This window comes from Pseudomonas sp. KT_2_4 (assembly GCF_041410225.1).
GTDB classification, from domain to species: Bacteria; Pseudomonadota; Gammaproteobacteria; order Pseudomonadales; family Pseudomonadaceae; genus Aquipseudomonas; species Aquipseudomonas paracarnis.
On sequence record NZ_CP166962.1, the window covers coordinates 87,842 to 104,484 of the forward strand.

Genomic DNA, 16,643 nt, shown 5'->3' on the forward strand with positions numbered 1-16,643 from the left:
AAACTTGTACAAGTAGGCTCAGAAAGTGCCGCTTCGTATAAGTTTTTCTGCGTCGATTGATATTGAATTAATAGCGACCTTAACGGTTGGTTTAGCATTCAATACCCTGTTTTGATAGTGGTCATTAAAGGCGCTGGCTCCTCTGGCCGGCGCTCAGCCCCACACTCTGTTGCTGCAGCTCGCACAGACTGCTTGTATGCTGGCACTCTGGAACCGGTTGCCCCTGTGAGTACCGACGTTCGAATGATGGCTGGATGGAAACCGGACTTCCTTAAGGTGCTGACGTGAAGCGTGATACCCGTCTTGTGATGCTGTTGCTGTTGGTGATCGGCTGTTCCCTGACTTCGCTGACGATTTGGAAAGTCCTGTCTTCCCGCGACCGTGCGCTGGCGGAAGTGGATGTGCATGGCTTGAACCTGACCCAGGCCCTTAACACCTATACCGAAGGCATCGTGCGGCAAAGCTCGTTGCTGTTGCTGGGGTTGGTGGAGCGCCTGGAAACCGAAGGCAGTGGCCCGGTACAAATCCAGCGCATCAGTACGCTGATCAACCGACAGCAGCCGCTGATGCCGCAGCTCAGCGGCATCACCATTTATGATCATCAGGGCCGGTGGCTGCTGTCTTCCAATCGTGCGATTCCGGAGGGCGCCAATAGCAGTGATCGGGCCTATTTCATCCACCATCGCGACGATCCGAGTGCTGAACCTTTTATTGGCCCGCCGATTCAAAGCCGCGCCAACCATGAATGGGTGGTGACCATCAGCCGCCGTTTCAACGACGCGGCCGGCAACTTCGCTGGCGTGGTCGCTGTGACCCTGGGGGTGGAAAACTTTCTGCGGGTATTCGGTAAACTCGATGTGGGCCAGGAGGGCGCCATCGGCCTGTCCTACGCCGACGGCACGTTGCTGGTGCGTTACCCCTTCCGCGAGCAGGACATGGGCCGCAACTTTTCCACCTCGCCTATTTATTCCAAGTACCTCGTCGACCAGCCTGTGGGCACTGCGGCCTATACCTCCAGCCTGGACGGGGTAGAGCGACTCTATGCCTTTCGCAAAAGCGAAACCCTGCCGCTGATCACCACGGTCGCGTTGGGCAAGCACGAAGCCCTCGCGGCGTGGCGCATCGAGGCGGCACTGTCAGCGGTCGTGGTAGCGGGGCTGTTGGGGCTGACGGGGCTGATCGGCTGGTTTCTGATCCTGGATATCCGCAGGCGTACGGCGGCGGAAGATGCGTTGCGTGTCGCCCAGCAACAGTTGCTCGACTCCAATCGGCAATTGGCGCTATTAGCGAAAAAGGACGCGCTGACCGGCCTGGCCAACCGCCGCTGTTTTGACGAAACGCTGGCCGTGGAAGCGCGCCGGGCGCAGCGCGAGGGTACGTCGCTGGCATTGCTGATGCTCGATATTGACCATTTCAAACGCTTTAACGATGCCTTTGGTCACGTCGCGGGAGATGCGTGCTTGCAGGCAGTCAGCACGTTATTGGAAACGTGCGTGCGGCGCCCGTCGGACCTGGTGGCGCGCTATGGCGGAGAAGAAATGGCGATCATCCTGCCCGCGACTGACAGCACAGGCGCTGCGGTGGTCGCGCAACGCATTCTTTCGCGCCTACAGCAGGAGCACATCACACACCCAGGCAGCCCCTTCGGGCGCGTGAGCGTGAGTATCGGCGTTGCGACGGGCATGGGCTCACGGCTGGAGCCGGTGTTGGGTTTGGTCGAGGCGGCCGATGCAGCGCTTTACGGTGCGAAGGCGGCGGGGCGCAATGGGTTCAACGTGCATCCTGCGCACGTGACGTCGAGCGGCTGAAACGGCTTTTACCTGGGTATGCGCGGCTCACATCCCAAGCGTCGGGATCATGAGTTCGCCGCACTCCATCAGTTGGCCAGCGGTGACTTGCAACTGCGGGGTGGGTTTGGCCGCATAGCCTGCGATGAAGCCGGCACTTAGCAGTGCCAGGCAGAGGACGGCTTTTTTCACAAGCATGCGCAGGGTCTCAATCGGTTCAAAAGGGTGAACCACAGATTGTGCATTCGAGAAAAGGTTCCCGCCCGCGCAGAAGGCACCTTATGGAGCTCAGCGAATGAACCTGACGTACACACGTTCAGGGTCGTTATCGTCCAGATTCTCGATCTGCCCGCTGGGAATAAAGCCGGCTTTCGTCAGCAGGGCCTGGGACGCGCCGTTGGAGGCATTGGTCGATGCGAACAGCTTGGGCGTCTTGCAGGCTGCTTCGGCCGCTGACAGCAGACGAAGGGCGACGCCTTGGCGCTGGTACAGCGGTGAAACCACCACCAGCGCAATAAACCCATGGTTGAAAAAGTCGTGGGTGAGCACCAGGTAGCCGGCGCACACGTTAGCGTCGGCGGCTACCAAGCATTGCTGGCGAACCACGGCGTCATAGATAAACACACGACGGCTGGCATGCTCGGTTGCGTAGGCATCCAGTGCGACCAAGGCATGCACATCGTCGGGGGTGGCTTGGCGGATCAGCCAGTGTGGGGCAGCGGGGGGCAGAAGGTATTCAGCCATGGTCGTTAAGCATCCTCTGTTTAAACACTTCATTACCCCTCGAGCTTGATTACATCGTCACGACAGCGAACGCGCCGCCTTATCGATAGCATATCGTCCGCGGCAACTGATGCTCAATCAGGTCTTGGACGCAGGCCAGGCGAGCAGCCCGGTGGGCTATGAAAGCGCCTCGCAATTGAGCCGCGAATACAAGCGACTGTTTGGCGCGCCGCCCTTACGGGATAGCCGGCGTATGCGTGATGGGGCGGATGCTGCTCAATAAAGGCTGATGGCAGCCACGCTGGCTTTTAGTCCCAGTCCTATTTGTTTCTTTTTTGGCGCTGATAAGCTTTTTCCCTGAAGAAATAGTCTCGGGAAATTCCTTGTCATGATCCTAAATGTCGCCGTGCCCAACGAGTTCAGCGCGTTACGTGTAATCACGCTGGCATCCGATGCGGCGTGCGCACATCGGCTTGCATCCGCATTGAGTGGCATGGGGGTCTTGCCCCTGGCCAACGTCGACTCCCTGGATGCGCTGCAAGCGTGGCTGGATGATTATCCGGTCGACGTCATCGTGAGTGAAATTCGCCCTGAATGCGGCGATGGCTTGATGTTGCCCAGCCTGCTCAAGGCACGTCTCGAGTCTGGCAAACTGGCCCAGTTTCCAGGGATTTTGTGGATGGGCGAAACCACGCTGGGCGCGCCGGGTGGGGCCGCTGACGGTGCACGTACGTCTGCGCGTGAAAGGTCGGCCAAGCCGCTGTGGGTCAAGTACTTGGGTGGAGTCGCCGTCAGCGCCCTGGAATCCCATGCCCGTTTGGCAAGGGCGGCGGGCATTTTCGTCGAGATCGTGCGCGAAGGCGGTACCCTGGACTTGGGCGATGCATTGCGCGCCACGGTATTGACCCGCGTGCAACCCGACCCCTCGCTACGCAAAAATACCTTCGACGCCCTGGCCGAAGATGAGGTGATCCATGCGCTGACGACTGGCGACGGGCTGCGCTTTGTGTTTCAACCGCAGTTCGAATTGCTCAGCCGACGCATTGTGGGGGCCGAAGCGTTGGTGCGCTGGAAGCACCCCCGCTTTGGTGAAGTACCGCCTTCGGTACTGATGCCTTTGGTCAACCGCCTGGGCCTGGATTTGCTGTTGTTCAGCCTGGTGGAGATGTGGACGATCAAGGTCATGCTGTCGCTCAAGCGCGCGAACATCCAGATTCCCATTGCCGTAAATGCTTCGGCCAAGACGATTTGTACGCCCAACTTCGCCGATCGCCTGGCAGCCAGAATGCGGCAGGCAGAGCTGCCCAATCGCCTGCTCAAGATCGAGCTGACCGAAGACGTGCCCGAACCCAATGAGTTGTATCTGTCGGCCTCGTTGACCGCTATTCGAGCCAAGGGCTTCCAGGTGTCGATGGATGATTTCGGCACAGGGGCGGCGACCTTCGCCTTGCTGGCAAACCTGTCGTTTGACGAGATGAAAATCGATGGCTCGTTTGTCCGGGGGGTCGAACAGCATTCCTCGTCACGTAATGTCATCGCCGGCATCGTCAACTGGGCGCGGCTGCTCAACCTGAGCCTGGTGGCGGAGGGGATCGAGGATGAGTCGACGATCCCGTTGCTGCACCGTTTGGGCTGCCGGGTTGGACAAGGCTATGCCTTGGCGCGGCCGATGGAAATCGATGCCTTCCTGAACTTTGTGACCCAACAGAACAGCAACGGCGCCTCGGCAATTGAGTGAGCCATACGCTTTTAAGAGCAGTCTGATATTCATCGGGGCGCCATTGCATTAAGTTGCGCATCGTCTGATTTTTCAAATGTTCAGTGCTTTTGAATATCCTGCTGCTGAGGCGTAGTCGCTCGGCTGGCGAACTGTGCGCTTGAAAAGTCGAGAACTAACTAACAGTCGATAAGTTTCGGTTCTCGTCTTTTTGCTCGTTATAAAGAGTGTTCCTTGATCTATGAAACGTTTACACATTGCTTTGCTGGATGATCATGCAATTGTACGACATGGTTTAGTCAATCGACTGGTACAGGAACCGGACTTTGAAGTGGTCGGCGTGTATAGCCGTAGCCGTGATCTGATGGCTGGGCTGGCGACCGAACCGGCTGAGATATTGCTGCTCGATTTTGTGCTCGGCCCCTGCGAGCTGGATGGTATTTCGTTGATTCGCGCGCTGCGCGTGAAGTTTCCAACCTGCCGGATCCTGATCTTTTCGACGCACCACGATGCGGCGACGGCAATTCTGGCGTTACGGGTGGGCGCACGCGGGTTTCTGGGCAAGGGCGAGGACATGGAGCAGTTGATCTGCGCAGTCCGCCTGGTGGCCTCGGGCGCGGTGTACTTGAGCCCGGACATGGCCTACCGCGTGGCGGAAGCTACCGCCGTGAGCTATGACGGCGAGGCCAAAGGCCGGGATGAAGCCCTGCGCTTTGTCAGCCTTTCTGCGCGCGAGCAGGAGGTGATCCGGTGTTACCTGGCCGGCATGACCATCACGGAAATCGCCGAGAAATTCCACCGCAGTATCAAAACCATCAGCTCGCAAAAAGCCTCCGCATTTCGCAAGTTGGGGGTGATGTCGAACAATGAGTTATTCAGGATCAGGCATATTATCGAAGGGGTTTGAGCGGCACGAATTCATCTGCTGTGCGCGTGTCATTTTGCGGCTATTGCATATACTCATGTGCGTATTAGACGTTGTATCGATGAGTTATCCCTGTATTTCGACGGTGCGGTGCGCGCCGGACCGAGAGGGTACGATCACGATGAAAACCATACGCATTGCGTTATTGGATGACCACGCGGTCGTTCGACATGGCCTTGCCAATACGTTGGCGGCCGAAGCGAACTTTGAAGTGGTTGGCATTTATGAAAAAAGCCGCGACTTAATTGTAGGCCTTGTTACGGCACCGGCAGATTTACTACTTCTGGATTTCTCCCTTAATCCCAATGAGTTGGACGGTGTATCACTGATCCGCGCTTTACGCGTCAAATTTCCCAACTGCCATATCCTGATCCTGTCCAGCCATCATGATCCGGCGACAGTGGGCCTCGCCATGCGGGTCGGGGCCCGTGGTTTTGTGGGTAAGGGCGAAGACATGAGCCAGTTGGTGAAGGCGATTCGAAAAGTCGCAGCGGGTGCGGTGTATTTGAACACCGACATGACGTATCGCCTGGCGGAAACGGTCACAGGTGAGAAAAGTGCAAGCCCCGCTGAAGAGCGGGACGCCTTGGCGCTGGCGGAGCTGACCAGCCGTGAGCAGGAAGTCATTCGTTGTTATCTGGCAGGCATGACCGTGAGTGAAATAGCCGAGAAATTCAATCGCAGCATCAAAACCATCAGCACGCAAAAAACCTCTGCATTCCGCAAGCTCGGGGTGACGTCCAACAATGAGCTGTTCAAGCTCAACAAGATCATCGGTACACCATGAAAACGGGGCGGTGCGTCGTGGCGTTATGGTGCTTGCTGATAATGCTGGTGCCTGGTGTAAGGGCCGGTCCGGTCGAACTGAGTGCAGAGCAAAAGCACTGGATCCAGACGCATCCGGTGTTACGGGTCGGGGTGGTTGAGGATCTGATTCCTTTCGAATACATGGACGCGGGGGTATTGCACGGGCGGTCATCAGAGTATTTGCAAGCTGTCACAGCCGCGACGGGCATTCAGTTCACTTACCTGCCCGGGAAGACGCTGGCAGAGCGCGAAGACATGTTGCTGGAGGGGCAGGTGGACCTGCTGTCCTCCTATTTGCGCTTCCGGTCTGAACCCACCATCAAGGGGCTTCAAACGCTGACTTACGAATCGACCTCACCGATCATTGTCACGCGTGTTGATAGCCCCGACGTTTTCGATATTGACCAATTGCAGGGCAAGACCGTAGCGATACCGGATGTGGCGTACTACGAGCAAATATTCCGCCGAAAGGGGGTAAAGGCAAATCTCAAAAAAAGCGCTTCGGCCCTGGAGATACTGACCCGCGTTGAAAACGGCAGCGCCGACGCGGCAATCGCGTCAGCCATCTTTCTAACGCCTTATCTGTACCAGCGGTACCAGGGCATTCTGGAAGTATCCGGTGTGCTCGGCAGCGAAGTGCTGGATGTGAGCATGGCGACCCGTACAGACCAGGTCATGCTGTATTCGATCCTTGAAAAGGTGTTCGCGTCCATCAGCGTCGAGCAACGCAACACGCTGTATGGGCGCTGGTACCAGGACCTGAACCTTAATATCCCTTCATTGCCGAGTATCGCCGCCCATTATTCGCATGTGCTGATCCTTGGCGCGCTGGTGCTGGTCAGCTTGTGCGCTCTGGTGTATCGCGGCCAGCGCCAGCGGCATCTGGCCGTGCTTGGCGAGCAGGAAAAATCCATGTTCCTGGTCGTGATGGGGCATGAAATCCGCTCACCGATGAACGCCGTGCTAGCAGCGATGGAGTTGCTTGGGCACACCCGGCTTAACCAGCAGCAGCGCCATTTGGCCCATTTAGCCAACAGTGGCGCCAACGCCCTGGCGCGCCTGCTCGATGATGTGCTGGACAGGCCCGGCTCGGTCGCCAAACTGCCCCGGCTGGCCTTTGAGGCAATCGACGTGTCGGCATTGGTTCAAGGCGTAGTTGGCCTGCATCGACTGCGTGCGCGAGAAAAAAAACTGAGCTTGAACAGCCATATTCAGGCGCAACTGCCCCTGTTGCTGCTCGACAGCTCCCGGCTCACGCAGATCTTCCATAACCTGATTTCCAATGCCATCAAGTTTACCGACACGGGCAGTATCGACATTGACGTGGCGTTGGCGACTTTACCGGACGGCAGCCCGCAATTGCAGATTGAAGTTCGCGACAGTGGCGTCGGCATTTCAGAGGCAGTGCAGGCCGCCCTGTTTCAGCCCTATGCCCAGGCCCGCGAGTCTTCCAGGCGCACAGGGGGTACCGGGTTGGGCCTGATGATTTGTCGACAGTTGGTGGATTTGATGCACGGGGCATTGACGCTGACCAGCGAGCAGGGCACGGGCACCACAGTGACTATCCGCTTACCGGTGAGCATCGGCGAGGAACCACCTGTCTTGCTGGCGCAAGCTGCACCCTCAACCCAGCCAACCTCGAGCGGGCTGCGAATTCTGGTGGTGGAAGATACTTATGCCAACCAGGAGGTATTGCGCGCGCAAATCAGTGCGCTTGACTGTCAACCAGTGATTGCTGCCAACGCTGCGCAAGCCTGGCCCCTGTTCAGGGAAACCGTCTATGACCTGGTGCTGATGGACTGCGATTTGCCCGATGAGGATGGCTATGGGCTGGTGCGCAGATTACGCGCCCTGGAAATACAATTGGGGCGCATACGCAGCCCGATTATCGCCATCTCTGCCCTGACCGGCGACCGTCATCTGCAACGCTGTATCGAGGCGGGCATGGACGCGACGTTGAGCAAGCCCATACGTCTTGGGCAGTTATCCGAGGTCATTGAGCGCTGGTGTGGGGTCAAGCTGGCTGCGCCGAGCACCAGCTTGATGGCGCCTTTGCTGGATCAAGCCTCAATCTACCGTGAAATGGCCGGCGACCTGGCAAACCTGATCAAAGCCGTCGCCCTGTGTGATCGCGCATCGGCGCAGCACGTGGCTCATCGATTGCACGGCGCGGCGTTGATCATGGAGTGGGCGGCACTGGCGCAGGCCGCTGAATACATGGAGCGTCTGCTGTACGGCGAACATGAGTGGGGGCCGGTGCACGCCCAAGCCTTGCAGCCGTTACTGCAGCATTGGGCCGCTTTGAGCGGCGATACTGCGCTCGACGTGCTGCCGGCGACACCGGTGCAACGGACGGCACGCTGATGCGGCGCCTGCTGGTGGTACTGGCGTTAGTGTGCCTTCCGGCGTCGGTTGGCGTGTACGCCAGTTCGCCACCCATGGCGTTGACGCAACAGGAGGTGGCCTGGATCGCTGCCAATCCGGTGCTGCGTGTGGGTGTGTTTGAGGACTTGCTGCCTTTCGAATACATGAGCAGCGGCCAATTGCGCGGTCTTTCGGCCAAATACCTGAGGCTGATCGGCCTGCGTACCGGCCTGCATTTCGAACCGGTGCTGACCACCACGCGCAGTGCCCGCAAGGACATGCTGATCAGCGGTGAGGTCGACATCTTGTCCACTCGACGCCGCTCCGACGACCCGGCCCAGGATCGTGGGATGCTTTACACCCTGCCTTACAACACCAGCTCGACGATCCTTGTCAGTCGTTTCGGCGATCAGCCCCTGGCAGGTCTGCAACAGCTCGCTCACAAACGGTTAGTCATGTTGGGACGCGAAGTCTATGGCGCATTCCTGCGCCACGAGGCCCCGGGAGTCACGATCATCACCGCGCAGAACGCCGTAGACATGATGGCCATGGTCAAGGACGGCAAGGCAGACGCCGCAATCGCTTCGGAGTGGTTGTTGATCCCGTATCTTTCCCGCCAGTACCAGGGCGTATTGCAGATATCCGGCGTGGTGCCCCAATTGCACACGGGTGTCAGCATGGCGGTGCGCGACAGCGATGAAATCCTGCTGTCGATCCTGGAGAAGGCATTGACCTCGATCACCGGCGATGAGCGCAAGGCGATCTTCGACGCCTGGTTTGCCGACATGAACCTGGATATCCCGACCATCAGGTCCATCGCCGCACATTACGCGGGTGAGTTGTGGCTGTTACTGGCCATTGTGCTGTTACTTATCATCCTGGTGTGGCAAAGCCGGTTGCAGCGACGGCGCGCGGTGCAGCGCGAGCGCGAGAAAGCGATGTTCCTGGCGGTCATGAGCCATGAAATCCGCTCGCCGATGAACGCAGTGCTGGCGGCAGTTGAGCTGCTTGAGCACACACCGCTGGACGAACAACAGCGGCACTTCACGGGCCTGGCCAATACCGGCGCCAACACCTTGTTGCGCCTGGTAGACGATGTGCTGGATATCTCCAAAATGGAGGCCGGGCAATTGCGGCTCAACCTTGAGCCGGTGGACCTGTGGTCACTGCTGCAAGAGCAGGTGGATGATTACCGAGGCTATGCCGAGGAAAAGAGGCTGACGTTGACATTGACCGGTCAGCGTCCCGTTGTTTCAGCACTGCTCGATGACCAACGGGTGGCCCAGGTGCTACGTAATCTGATTTCCAACGCCATCAAGTTCACCGAGCACGGCGGGGTTGAGGTTCAACTGCTGCTGCCCGACGCACAGCCGGGGGCAACATCGCAGGCGTTGATACGCGTGGTCGACACCGGCATTGGCTTGTCCGACCAGGCGCAAGCTGCGCTGTTTCGGCCCTATGCCCGCGCCAGGCAGTCATTCAAGCGCAGTGGCGGCACCGGTTTGGGGCTGGTGATCTGTCGCCGGTTGGTGAGGTTGATGCAGGGCGAGCTGACGTTGAGCAGCGTGCCGGGGAGCGGCACCCAAGTCGAAGTGAGGTTGCCCGTCGAGTGGGCTGGCGCGCTTGAGTCGCCAGTGCGGGCGGCAGATTCTGTCGCAGCGCCTATAGAGGTTTCATTCTGGGTACTGGTGTTGGAGGCGGAGTACGCCGATCAGCAAGCAGTGAAAGCCCTGCTTCAAGGTTTTGGCCTGGGCGTGTTGTCGGCGGACGATGATGAAGAGGCGCTGGCGCTCTTCAATAAGCACAGGGTTGCTCTGGTACTGATCGATGAGCATCACGCGTTCAACCTGAGCCGCGCTTTGCGCGACGTGGAGCGCCAACAACAGTACGGGCATTGCCCAATCATTGCGATGTCGCAGGTGACCGGCAATGCCTATCTCGAACGCTGTTTTGCGGCTGGCCTGGACGGCGTTCTGAGCAAGCCGGTGCGTCAGGACAAATTGCAGCAAATGATTGAGTTGTGGTGCGATCAGGTGCCGGTAGCCGCGACGCAGGTGCACGGTGCCTCCAGGCATGAGCGGGAAGGGCCGCAGGAAGCGTTGCGCCCGGATATGAACCGTCTGTTCAGCGCTGTTGCCCTGCGTGACCGCCCGGTTGCCATGCAGGCTGCGCATCGCCTCCAGGGCGCTGCGCAGACGGCAGGTTGGGCGGCGATTGCGGCCGGCGCCGAAAAGGTCGAGTTGTTGTTGCACGATGAAGTGAGCTGGCCAACGGTGGCGGTCGCGCGTCAATTGAGTCTCATGATGGATGACTGGACTGCAGCGAGTTATTAAATAGTCTGCGTTGCGTCGATAGCCAGCTTTTTAGGACCACTCCTATAGACGAAGTAATGAGCAGCCCAATAAAAAACATAAGTTGAAGGGGTAAGTTTACACCGAGGGAAAGAGGCGTTAATTGTTTGAAATATTGAGTGGCTTAGTTGTTTTTAGGAGCACTCCTATATTGGGTTTTGCGTGGGCTCCCTACACTTCACTGCGCAACAACACAGAAGTTCTCCAGCACCGGAAACTTCTTCACTTACCTGGTATATCGCTCTCTCGGAGTTACTCATGAATTACAAAGCTCGCGTCCTCGCTGCACTGGTCGCCGCCACCGCCACCTCCGCTGCCATGGCGTCGGACGGCACCATCAATTTCAACGGCGAACTGAAGGCCGAGACCTGCCAGGTTGCAGTGAATGGGGCGGCCGGCTCGGCAGGCACTACCGTCACGCTGCCGACTATCTCCACTGCCTCGTTGACCTCGTCTGGCCAAGTGGCCGGCCAGACCGGTTTCAGCATTCAGTTGAGCAAATGCTCGGCAGCGCTGAAAACCGCAGCTGCGTTCTTTGAAGCCGGCGGTTCGGTTGATCCGGCCAGCGGCAACTTGAAGAACATCGGCGGCGGTGCTACCAAGGTTCAACTGCAACTGATCGACGCATCCAATGGCAAGTCCATCAAAGCCGGTGACACCGCACAAGTGGCTTCCACCAGCCGTATCGCCATCGACGCCACCGCACTCAGCGCAGACCTGCCGTACGCTGTTCAATACTACGCCCAAGCCGCGACCACGCCGGGCACCGTTATCAGCAACGTGACTTACTCCATCAATTATCAGTAAGTCGCCGGTAATGACTACACGCCCTGTTGAATAGTTAAAGGGCGTGTTTTCGGGGCGGCATTGGGACTACGTCATGCCTTGCATACTTCCATTTAAACAAATGCTTCTGGCAAGTCTTGTGGCAATTGGGTGTTCCCAGGCGCTGGCAGGTGTGGTGATCACCGGCACCCGCGTGATCTACCCGGCAGACCAGAAAGAAGTCACAGTAAAACTCAATAACAACGGTACTCAACCCGCGTTGATGCAAGCGTGGATTGATACCGGCAGTGTGGAGTCCACGCCCACCAGCTCCAAGGCGCCGTTTCTGCTTTCGCCTCCGGTGGCGCGTATCGACCCGACCAAGGGCCAAAGCCTGCGCGTATTGTTTACCGGGGCAGCGCTGCCCCAGGACAAGGAGTCGGTGTTCTGGCTCAACGTGCTGGAAATACCACCCAAACCTGAGGCCGGGGCAGACCTGAATACTCTGCAAATGGCCTTCCGTTCGCGGATCAAATTGTTCTACCGCCCGACGGGCCTTGCAGGCACCGCCAGCGAAGCGATCGAGCAGGTGCAATGGCAACTGGTGACGGCCCGCGATGGCCAGGGCCTGGCTCTGCGAGCGTTCAATCCATCGGCTTTTCACGTATCGCTGGTTGAGCTGGACTTGGTGTCTGGCAGTCAGCGCGCGCGCAGTGAGGACGGCATGGTGGGCCCGGGTCAAACCCGGCAATTCCCGCTGCCGACGCTTAAAACCCGACCAGCCCCAGGCGCACAGGTGGAGTTCAGCGCAATCAACGATTACGGCGCGCTGATCCCGACTCGGACAGCACTCAAGCCCTGAACCATTCCTGACGTCTTTACCCGCGAGTCATTTATGCAGACCTCTTCCCGCTCCAGGCCGCCCCTGGGGGCGCAGCCTCGCTTCGCCCTGAATCCGCTCACCCGCTTGATACTCAAGGTATTGGCCGCCGCGCCATGCGCCTGGGGGGGCCACGCCGCGTTGGCGCAAGAGGTGCAGTTCAACGATGCATTCCTGCCGGAAGACTCACGCAATCTTGACCTCGGCAAATACCAGGCCGGCAACCCGGTGACCCCGGGGCAGTACCGTGCGGACGTTATGCTCAACGGCCAGTTGAACAGTCGCCAGGACATTCGTATCGAGGCTCAGCCCGACGGCAGCAAGCCGGTGGTGTGCATGGATCATGGCCTGCTTGAGCGCCAGGGCGTGAACATCGCCAAACTGTCACCCGAAGCCAGCCTGGCGCTTGAGGGTCCAGGCTGCACGGCGTTGGGCAGTTTGATTCAGGGCGCCAGTGCGAACTTCTCCCCGGAGAACCAGGCACTTGACCTCAGCATCCCTCAGGCGGCCTTGAAGCGTAACTCGCGTGGCTATGTCAGCCCTGAACTGTGGGACCGTGGCGTCACTGCAGGGATGCTCAGTTATAACTTCAATGCCAATCGCAACCGCACCCGCAGCGGCACCAATGACTCGGCGTTCCTGGGGCTCAATGCAGGCCTCAATCTGGGCGACTGGCGCTTGCGTCACAATGCCTCGATGAGCTGGCAATCGCGCAACGGTAGCCAGTACCAGGCGTTGGACAGCTACGCGCAACGCGATATCACTGCGCTGAAAAGCCAGCTGACTGTAGGTGAGTCCAACACCAGCGGTGAGATCTTCGACACCTTGTCTTATCGCGGCGTACAGTTGGCCAGTGATGACCGCATGTTGCCCGACTCCATGCGCGGATATGCGCCGGTTATCCGTGGCATCGCCCGCACCAATGCGCGTGTCACCATTCGCCAGGCCGGCAACGTGCTGCTGGAAACCACGGTCGCCCCCGGCGCCTTCGTCATCGACGACCTGTACTCCACCGGCTACGGAGGCGACCTCAACGTGAGCGTGGCCGAGGCGGACGGTACCGAACAAAACTTTATCGTGCCCTACGCCTCGGTCAGCCAGTTGCTGCGCCCTGGCACCTCGCGTTTCAGTGTCACCGCCGGGGAAACCCGCAACAACTTCGTTGACGAGCAGACGCGCCTTTTGCAAGGCACGCTGCAATATGGTCTGAACAACACCTTCACCGGGTTTGGCGGTGTGCAATCAAGCGATGACTACGCGGCCATCCTCACAGGCGTAGCGTTCGGCACGCCGATTGGCGCGATGGCGGTGGACGTGACGCACGCCCAGACCGATCTGGCTGCCGGCCGGGCGAAGGGGCAGAGCATGCGCCTGTCCTACAGCAAGAACATCCTCAGTACCGGCAGTAACTTTTCGGTAGCGGCCTATCGTTTTTCTACCCGTGACTACCTGGACTTCAGCAATGCCGTGCAACTGCTCGATGCCGAGAAAAACGGTTGGGACACCAGCGAGTTCGGCCGCCCGCGCAGCCGCTTGTCAGTCACCGCCGACCAAAGCTTCGGGCCCTGGGGTCAGGTGTCGATCAGCGGCTATGCCCAGAACTACTGGAACCAGCAGGGCAGCGACGTGCAGTACCAGTTCAGCTACAGCAAGCAGTTCAACCGGGTGAGTTTCAGCCTGAACGCTAACCGCAGCCGGATGGGCCTGGGCGATATGGAAAACAGTTTTCTGCTGACCATGAGCATGCCCCTGGAATTCGGCGGCCCGGGCTATGGGCCGCAAGTGACGGCACAGCTGGGCCGGGACCCCCGAGGCCATTACAGCGAGCAGGCGGGTATCAGCGGCACCGCCGGCGAGGACCGCCAGTACGGCTACGGCGCCACCTTCGGCCATGACGGTGGCAGCAATACCAAGAGCGCAGCCCTCAACGGCCAGTATACCGGCGCCCGCGCCATGCTCAGTGCCGCCCTGGGCCGGGGCGATGGCTATACCAGCGCGTCGGTGGGCGCCAGCGGCACGGTGGTAGCCCATGTCGACGGGGTGACCATGACGCCTTATCGCGGTGAAACCATGGCCGTGGTCAGCGCCCCAGGCGCCGAGGGCGCGAAGGTCTCCGGCTACCCGGGCCTGAGGCTCGACGGCAGCGGCAACGCCGTGGTGCCCTACCTGCGCCCGTACGAATTGAACGAGGTAGCGATCGACCCGATCGGCAGCTCCCTGGACGTAGAGCTAAGTGAAACCAGCCAACAGACCGCGCCGCGTGCCGGTGCCGTTGTGCACCTCAAATACGCCACCAACCAGGGCCGCGCGGTGCTGCTCAATGTGCGCCTGGACGACGGCAGCAGCCTGCCGTTCGGCGCGGGCGTGACCGATGGCGAGGGTGCCACCGTGGGCGTGGTCGGGCAGGGCGGTCAACTGTATGCGCGGATCAAACCCGAAACGCGCCGTTTGCTGGTCAACTGGGGCAGCCAGGCGCAGCAGCAGTGCGCCCTGACGATCCCGCCGGGCCCCGGCGATGGGCAACAGCTGCAACAAGTAGACGCCGTGTGTGCGGCCGGCAAACAGGTCGCTGACAGCGTGCGGCCCAACACCCAGCAAAAGGTAGCGTTATGAACATCGGCTCTTTGATCAAACTGGGGGGGCTGGGCTTGGCCTTGTGGGCGTCGGCCGGCACGGCCATGGCAGTCACCTGTTCCTATATGGACGGTACCCGGCCTGCCGTGGGCTCAATGCCGTTGCAGATCTCGGCGATCACCGTCGGGCGGGATGTGCCGGTGGGCACTGAGGTCTACCGTCAAAAGTTCAGCATGGCCTCAGGTCAGGCGGTGAAGTTGGAGTGCCTTGTCGCGCCGTTTCAGCAGTGGACCGACCTTATCGTTGAATCCAGCCAGGCTCTGGCCAATGTAACCAGTGGCACCTATGCCAATAAAGTCTACAGAACCAGCATCCCCGGATTGGGCGTTGCTTTCAACAGCAACGGTGGCCTGCTGCCCAGGCAAAGCGCCAAGGCATGGACCTCGTGTTCGGCGGGTTTCAGATGCATCGTGCCTTTTGACGGGCCTTCGAACTTTGAACTGATCTTGATTAAGATCGGCGAGGTGACGCCAGGTGTGCTGGTGGGCAGTACATTGCCGATCGTGAGCCTGTTCGGCAATTTCGGCGACGCCAGAATGAGCGGCTTCAGGATGGGCATTTCCGGGAGCATCCAGATTGTCTCGCGCACCTGCAGCACACCGGATGTCTCGGTACCGATGGGCACCCACCTGGTCAACAAATTCACTGGCCTCAACAGTTCCACCGGCTGGACGGACTTCTCCATTGCGCTAAATGACTGCCCGGCGTTCAACGGCATATTCTCCGCCGCGGGTCCCGGCTGGATTTCGCAAGGTGGTAACTCACCCTCAGGCACCGGCACCAGCGGAACCCGCGTCAACAACACACTGCAATACCGCATCGACCCGGCTCGGACTGCCATCAATGCAAGCAACGGCATCCTGAGCCTCGACCCGAGCACCGCCAGCAACGCGCCTGCTGCGACTGGCGTCGGCATTCAGGTCGCCACCAGTAACGGCGTTGCCCTGCCGCTGGCAAGCAACCAAAACACGGGCCTGACCCTCAGGAGCACCGAAAGCAGTTATGCCATCCCACTGCGAGCGCGCTACCTGCAAACCGGGGCCAAGGTCACGCCGGGGCCGGCGAATGCGTCGGCAACCTTCACGATCATTTATCAGTGAGCGGTGGGAACATGACCAATAAAGCGCTACGCATTCTGATTGCCGATGGGCAGCATTTCTACCGCTTGAAAATCGAACGGGCGTTGAACCAGCTGGGCTATTACCGCATCGCGCCGATACACCGGCTGGATGAAGTATTGAGTGCAGTGGATTTCGGCGATACGCCGCTGGATGTGCTGATCATCAATGCCGCCCTGGCGCACAGCGTCAAATTCGATTTGCTCTGGTTCATCAGGGACAACCCACAGATTCGTCATGTGTTGATCTATGGCCAGAGCGAACGCGCTTCGCCCGCGCTTGCGTGGTGCCATGCGCCCAACGTGCTGACCAGCACGGCGCCGTTGCCTGATCTGCAAGCGCTGGAGGCGTTTATGAGAAAGGTTGATGGCAAGGCTGGTTGGGATAATCAGGGCAATGGGTCAAATAAGCCATCGGGCGCTAAGCACATCACTTTTTGAAGGTGACCTGTGTGTTCGTCCCGATGCTCTCTGAGTACGATAAAGCTGTGCTTTTTGTTGATGCTCTGGTGCGACAAACAGCGCCGCCAGAGTGTCTTCATATACGCAACTGAAACCCAGTGTTGAGAGTGC

13 protein-coding genes and 1 pseudogene are annotated in these 16,643 nt (G+C 59.3%); 12 read left to right on the plus strand and 2 right to left on the minus strand.

Annotated features, from left to right (window positions below; genetic code table 11):
* Nucleotides 1-284 precede the first annotated feature (284 nt).
* Nucleotides 285-1,808, plus strand: a complete 1,524-nt coding sequence (locus AB9N64_RS00435; RefSeq protein WP_371359834.1) for a diguanylate cyclase — start codon at nt 285-287, stop codon at nt 1,806-1,808.
* Nucleotides 1,809-1,835: 27 nt separating this feature from the next.
* Here AB9N64_RS00435 and AB9N64_RS00440 read toward each other — a convergent pair whose 3' ends face one another.
* Complete coding sequence (locus AB9N64_RS00440) at nt 1,836-1,985, minus strand: hypothetical protein (protein ID WP_019821496.1); 150 nt, start codon at nt 1,983-1,985, stop codon at nt 1,836-1,838.
* Between the two features lie 90 nt (nt 1,986-2,075).
* A complete protein-coding gene (locus AB9N64_RS00445; RefSeq protein ID WP_003190483.1) occupies nt 2,076-2,531 on the minus strand; it encodes a GNAT family N-acetyltransferase in 456 nt (151 codons plus the stop codon).
* A 100-nt stretch (nt 2,532-2,631) separates the two neighbouring features.
* Here AB9N64_RS00445 and AB9N64_RS00450 point away from each other — a divergent pair.
* The 11 genes and pseudogenes from AB9N64_RS00450 to AB9N64_RS00500 all read left to right on the plus strand — a co-directional run.
* Nucleotides 2,632-2,793 (plus strand): annotated as a pseudogene (locus AB9N64_RS00450) (AraC family transcriptional regulator CmrA); the annotation flags it as partial.
* Between the two features lie 105 nt (nt 2,794-2,898).
* Nucleotides 2,899-4,248: an EAL domain-containing protein gene (locus AB9N64_RS00455; protein WP_371359835.1), complete on the plus strand. Its 1,350-nt coding sequence runs from the start codon at nt 2,899-2,901 to the stop codon at nt 4,246-4,248.
* A 220-nt stretch (nt 4,249-4,468) separates the two neighbouring features.
* Entirely contained in the window at nt 4,469-5,134 is a 666-nt protein-coding gene (locus AB9N64_RS00460; RefSeq protein WP_038449765.1) for a response regulator transcription factor, read from the plus strand.
* 139 nt (nt 5,135-5,273) lie between these two features.
* Nucleotides 5,274-5,939, plus strand: a complete 666-nt coding sequence (locus AB9N64_RS00465; RefSeq protein ID WP_161906649.1) for a response regulator transcription factor — start codon at nt 5,274-5,276, stop codon at nt 5,937-5,939.
* A gap of 41 nt (nt 5,940-5,980) precedes the next feature.
* Nucleotides 5,981-8,323 (plus strand): ATP-binding protein, encoded by a 2,343-nt coding sequence (locus tag AB9N64_RS00470; RefSeq protein WP_371359836.1) that lies wholly within the window; start codon nt 5,981-5,983, stop codon nt 8,321-8,323.
* Nucleotides 8,323-10,656, plus strand: a complete 2,334-nt coding sequence (locus tag AB9N64_RS00475) for an ATP-binding protein (RefSeq protein ID WP_198715091.1) — start codon at nt 8,323-8,325, stop codon at nt 10,654-10,656. Before AB9N64_RS00470 ends, AB9N64_RS00475 begins: the two co-directional genes overlap by 1 nt.
* A 276-nt stretch (nt 10,657-10,932) precedes the next feature.
* The gene (locus AB9N64_RS00480; RefSeq protein WP_038449771.1) at nt 10,933-11,481 is read left to right on the plus strand and encodes a fimbrial protein; all 549 of its coding nucleotides are present in this window, start codon (nt 10,933-10,935) and stop codon (nt 11,479-11,481) included.
* 73 nt (nt 11,482-11,554) lie between these two features.
* Nucleotides 11,555-12,301, plus strand: a complete 747-nt coding sequence (locus AB9N64_RS00485; protein ID WP_038449772.1) for a molecular chaperone — start codon at nt 11,555-11,557, stop codon at nt 12,299-12,301.
* A 33-nt stretch (nt 12,302-12,334) separates the two neighbouring features.
* On the plus strand, nt 12,335-14,932 hold the full coding sequence (locus AB9N64_RS00490; protein ID WP_081339063.1) for a fimbria/pilus outer membrane usher protein: 2,598 nt from the start codon (nt 12,335-12,337) through the stop codon (nt 14,930-14,932).
* Nucleotides 14,929-16,053 (plus strand): fimbrial protein, encoded by a 1,125-nt coding sequence (locus AB9N64_RS00495; protein WP_371359837.1) that lies wholly within the window; start codon nt 14,929-14,931, stop codon nt 16,051-16,053. The genes AB9N64_RS00490 and AB9N64_RS00495 overlap by 4 nt, the downstream gene beginning before the upstream one ends.
* 11 nt (nt 16,054-16,064) lie before the next feature.
* Nucleotides 16,065-16,511, plus strand: coding sequence for a hypothetical protein (locus AB9N64_RS00500; protein WP_038449776.1), 447 nt, complete (start codon nt 16,065-16,067; stop codon nt 16,509-16,511).
* Nucleotides 16,512-16,643: the final 132 nt, after the last annotated feature.

Excerpts from the sequence above, each read along its gene's own strand:
- AB9N64_RS00440 (WP_019821496.1), bottom strand. The coding sequence starts at position 1,985 with ATGCTTGTGAAAAAAGCCGTCCTCTGCCTGGCACTGCTAAGTGCCGGC.
- AB9N64_RS00445 (WP_003190483.1), bottom strand. The coding sequence starts at position 2,531 with ATGGCTGAATACCTTCTGCCCCCCGCTGCCCCACACTGGCTGATCCGC.
- AB9N64_RS00455 (WP_371359835.1), top strand. The coding sequence starts at position 2,899 with ATGATCCTAAATGTCGCCGTGCCCAACGAGTTCAGCGCGTTACGTGTA.
- AB9N64_RS00460 (WP_038449765.1), top strand. The coding sequence starts at position 4,469 with ATGAAACGTTTACACATTGCTTTGCTGGATGATCATGCAATTGTACGA.
- AB9N64_RS00465 (WP_161906649.1), top strand. The coding sequence starts at position 5,274 with ATGAAAACCATACGCATTGCGTTATTGGATGACCACGCGGTCGTTCGA.
- AB9N64_RS00470 (WP_371359836.1), top strand. The coding sequence starts at position 5,981 with ATGCTGGTGCCTGGTGTAAGGGCCGGTCCGGTCGAACTGAGTGCAGAG.
- AB9N64_RS00475 (WP_198715091.1), top strand. The coding sequence starts at position 8,323 with ATGCGGCGCCTGCTGGTGGTACTGGCGTTAGTGTGCCTTCCGGCGTCG.
- AB9N64_RS00480 (WP_038449771.1), top strand. The coding sequence starts at position 10,933 with ATGAATTACAAAGCTCGCGTCCTCGCTGCACTGGTCGCCGCCACCGCC.
- AB9N64_RS00485 (WP_038449772.1), top strand. The coding sequence starts at position 11,555 with ATGCCTTGCATACTTCCATTTAAACAAATGCTTCTGGCAAGTCTTGTG.
- AB9N64_RS00490 (WP_081339063.1), top strand. The coding sequence starts at position 12,335 with ATGCAGACCTCTTCCCGCTCCAGGCCGCCCCTGGGGGCGCAGCCTCGC.
- AB9N64_RS00495 (WP_371359837.1), top strand. The coding sequence starts at position 14,929 with ATGAACATCGGCTCTTTGATCAAACTGGGGGGGCTGGGCTTGGCCTTG.
- AB9N64_RS00500 (WP_038449776.1), top strand. The coding sequence starts at position 16,065 with ATGACCAATAAAGCGCTACGCATTCTGATTGCCGATGGGCAGCATTTC.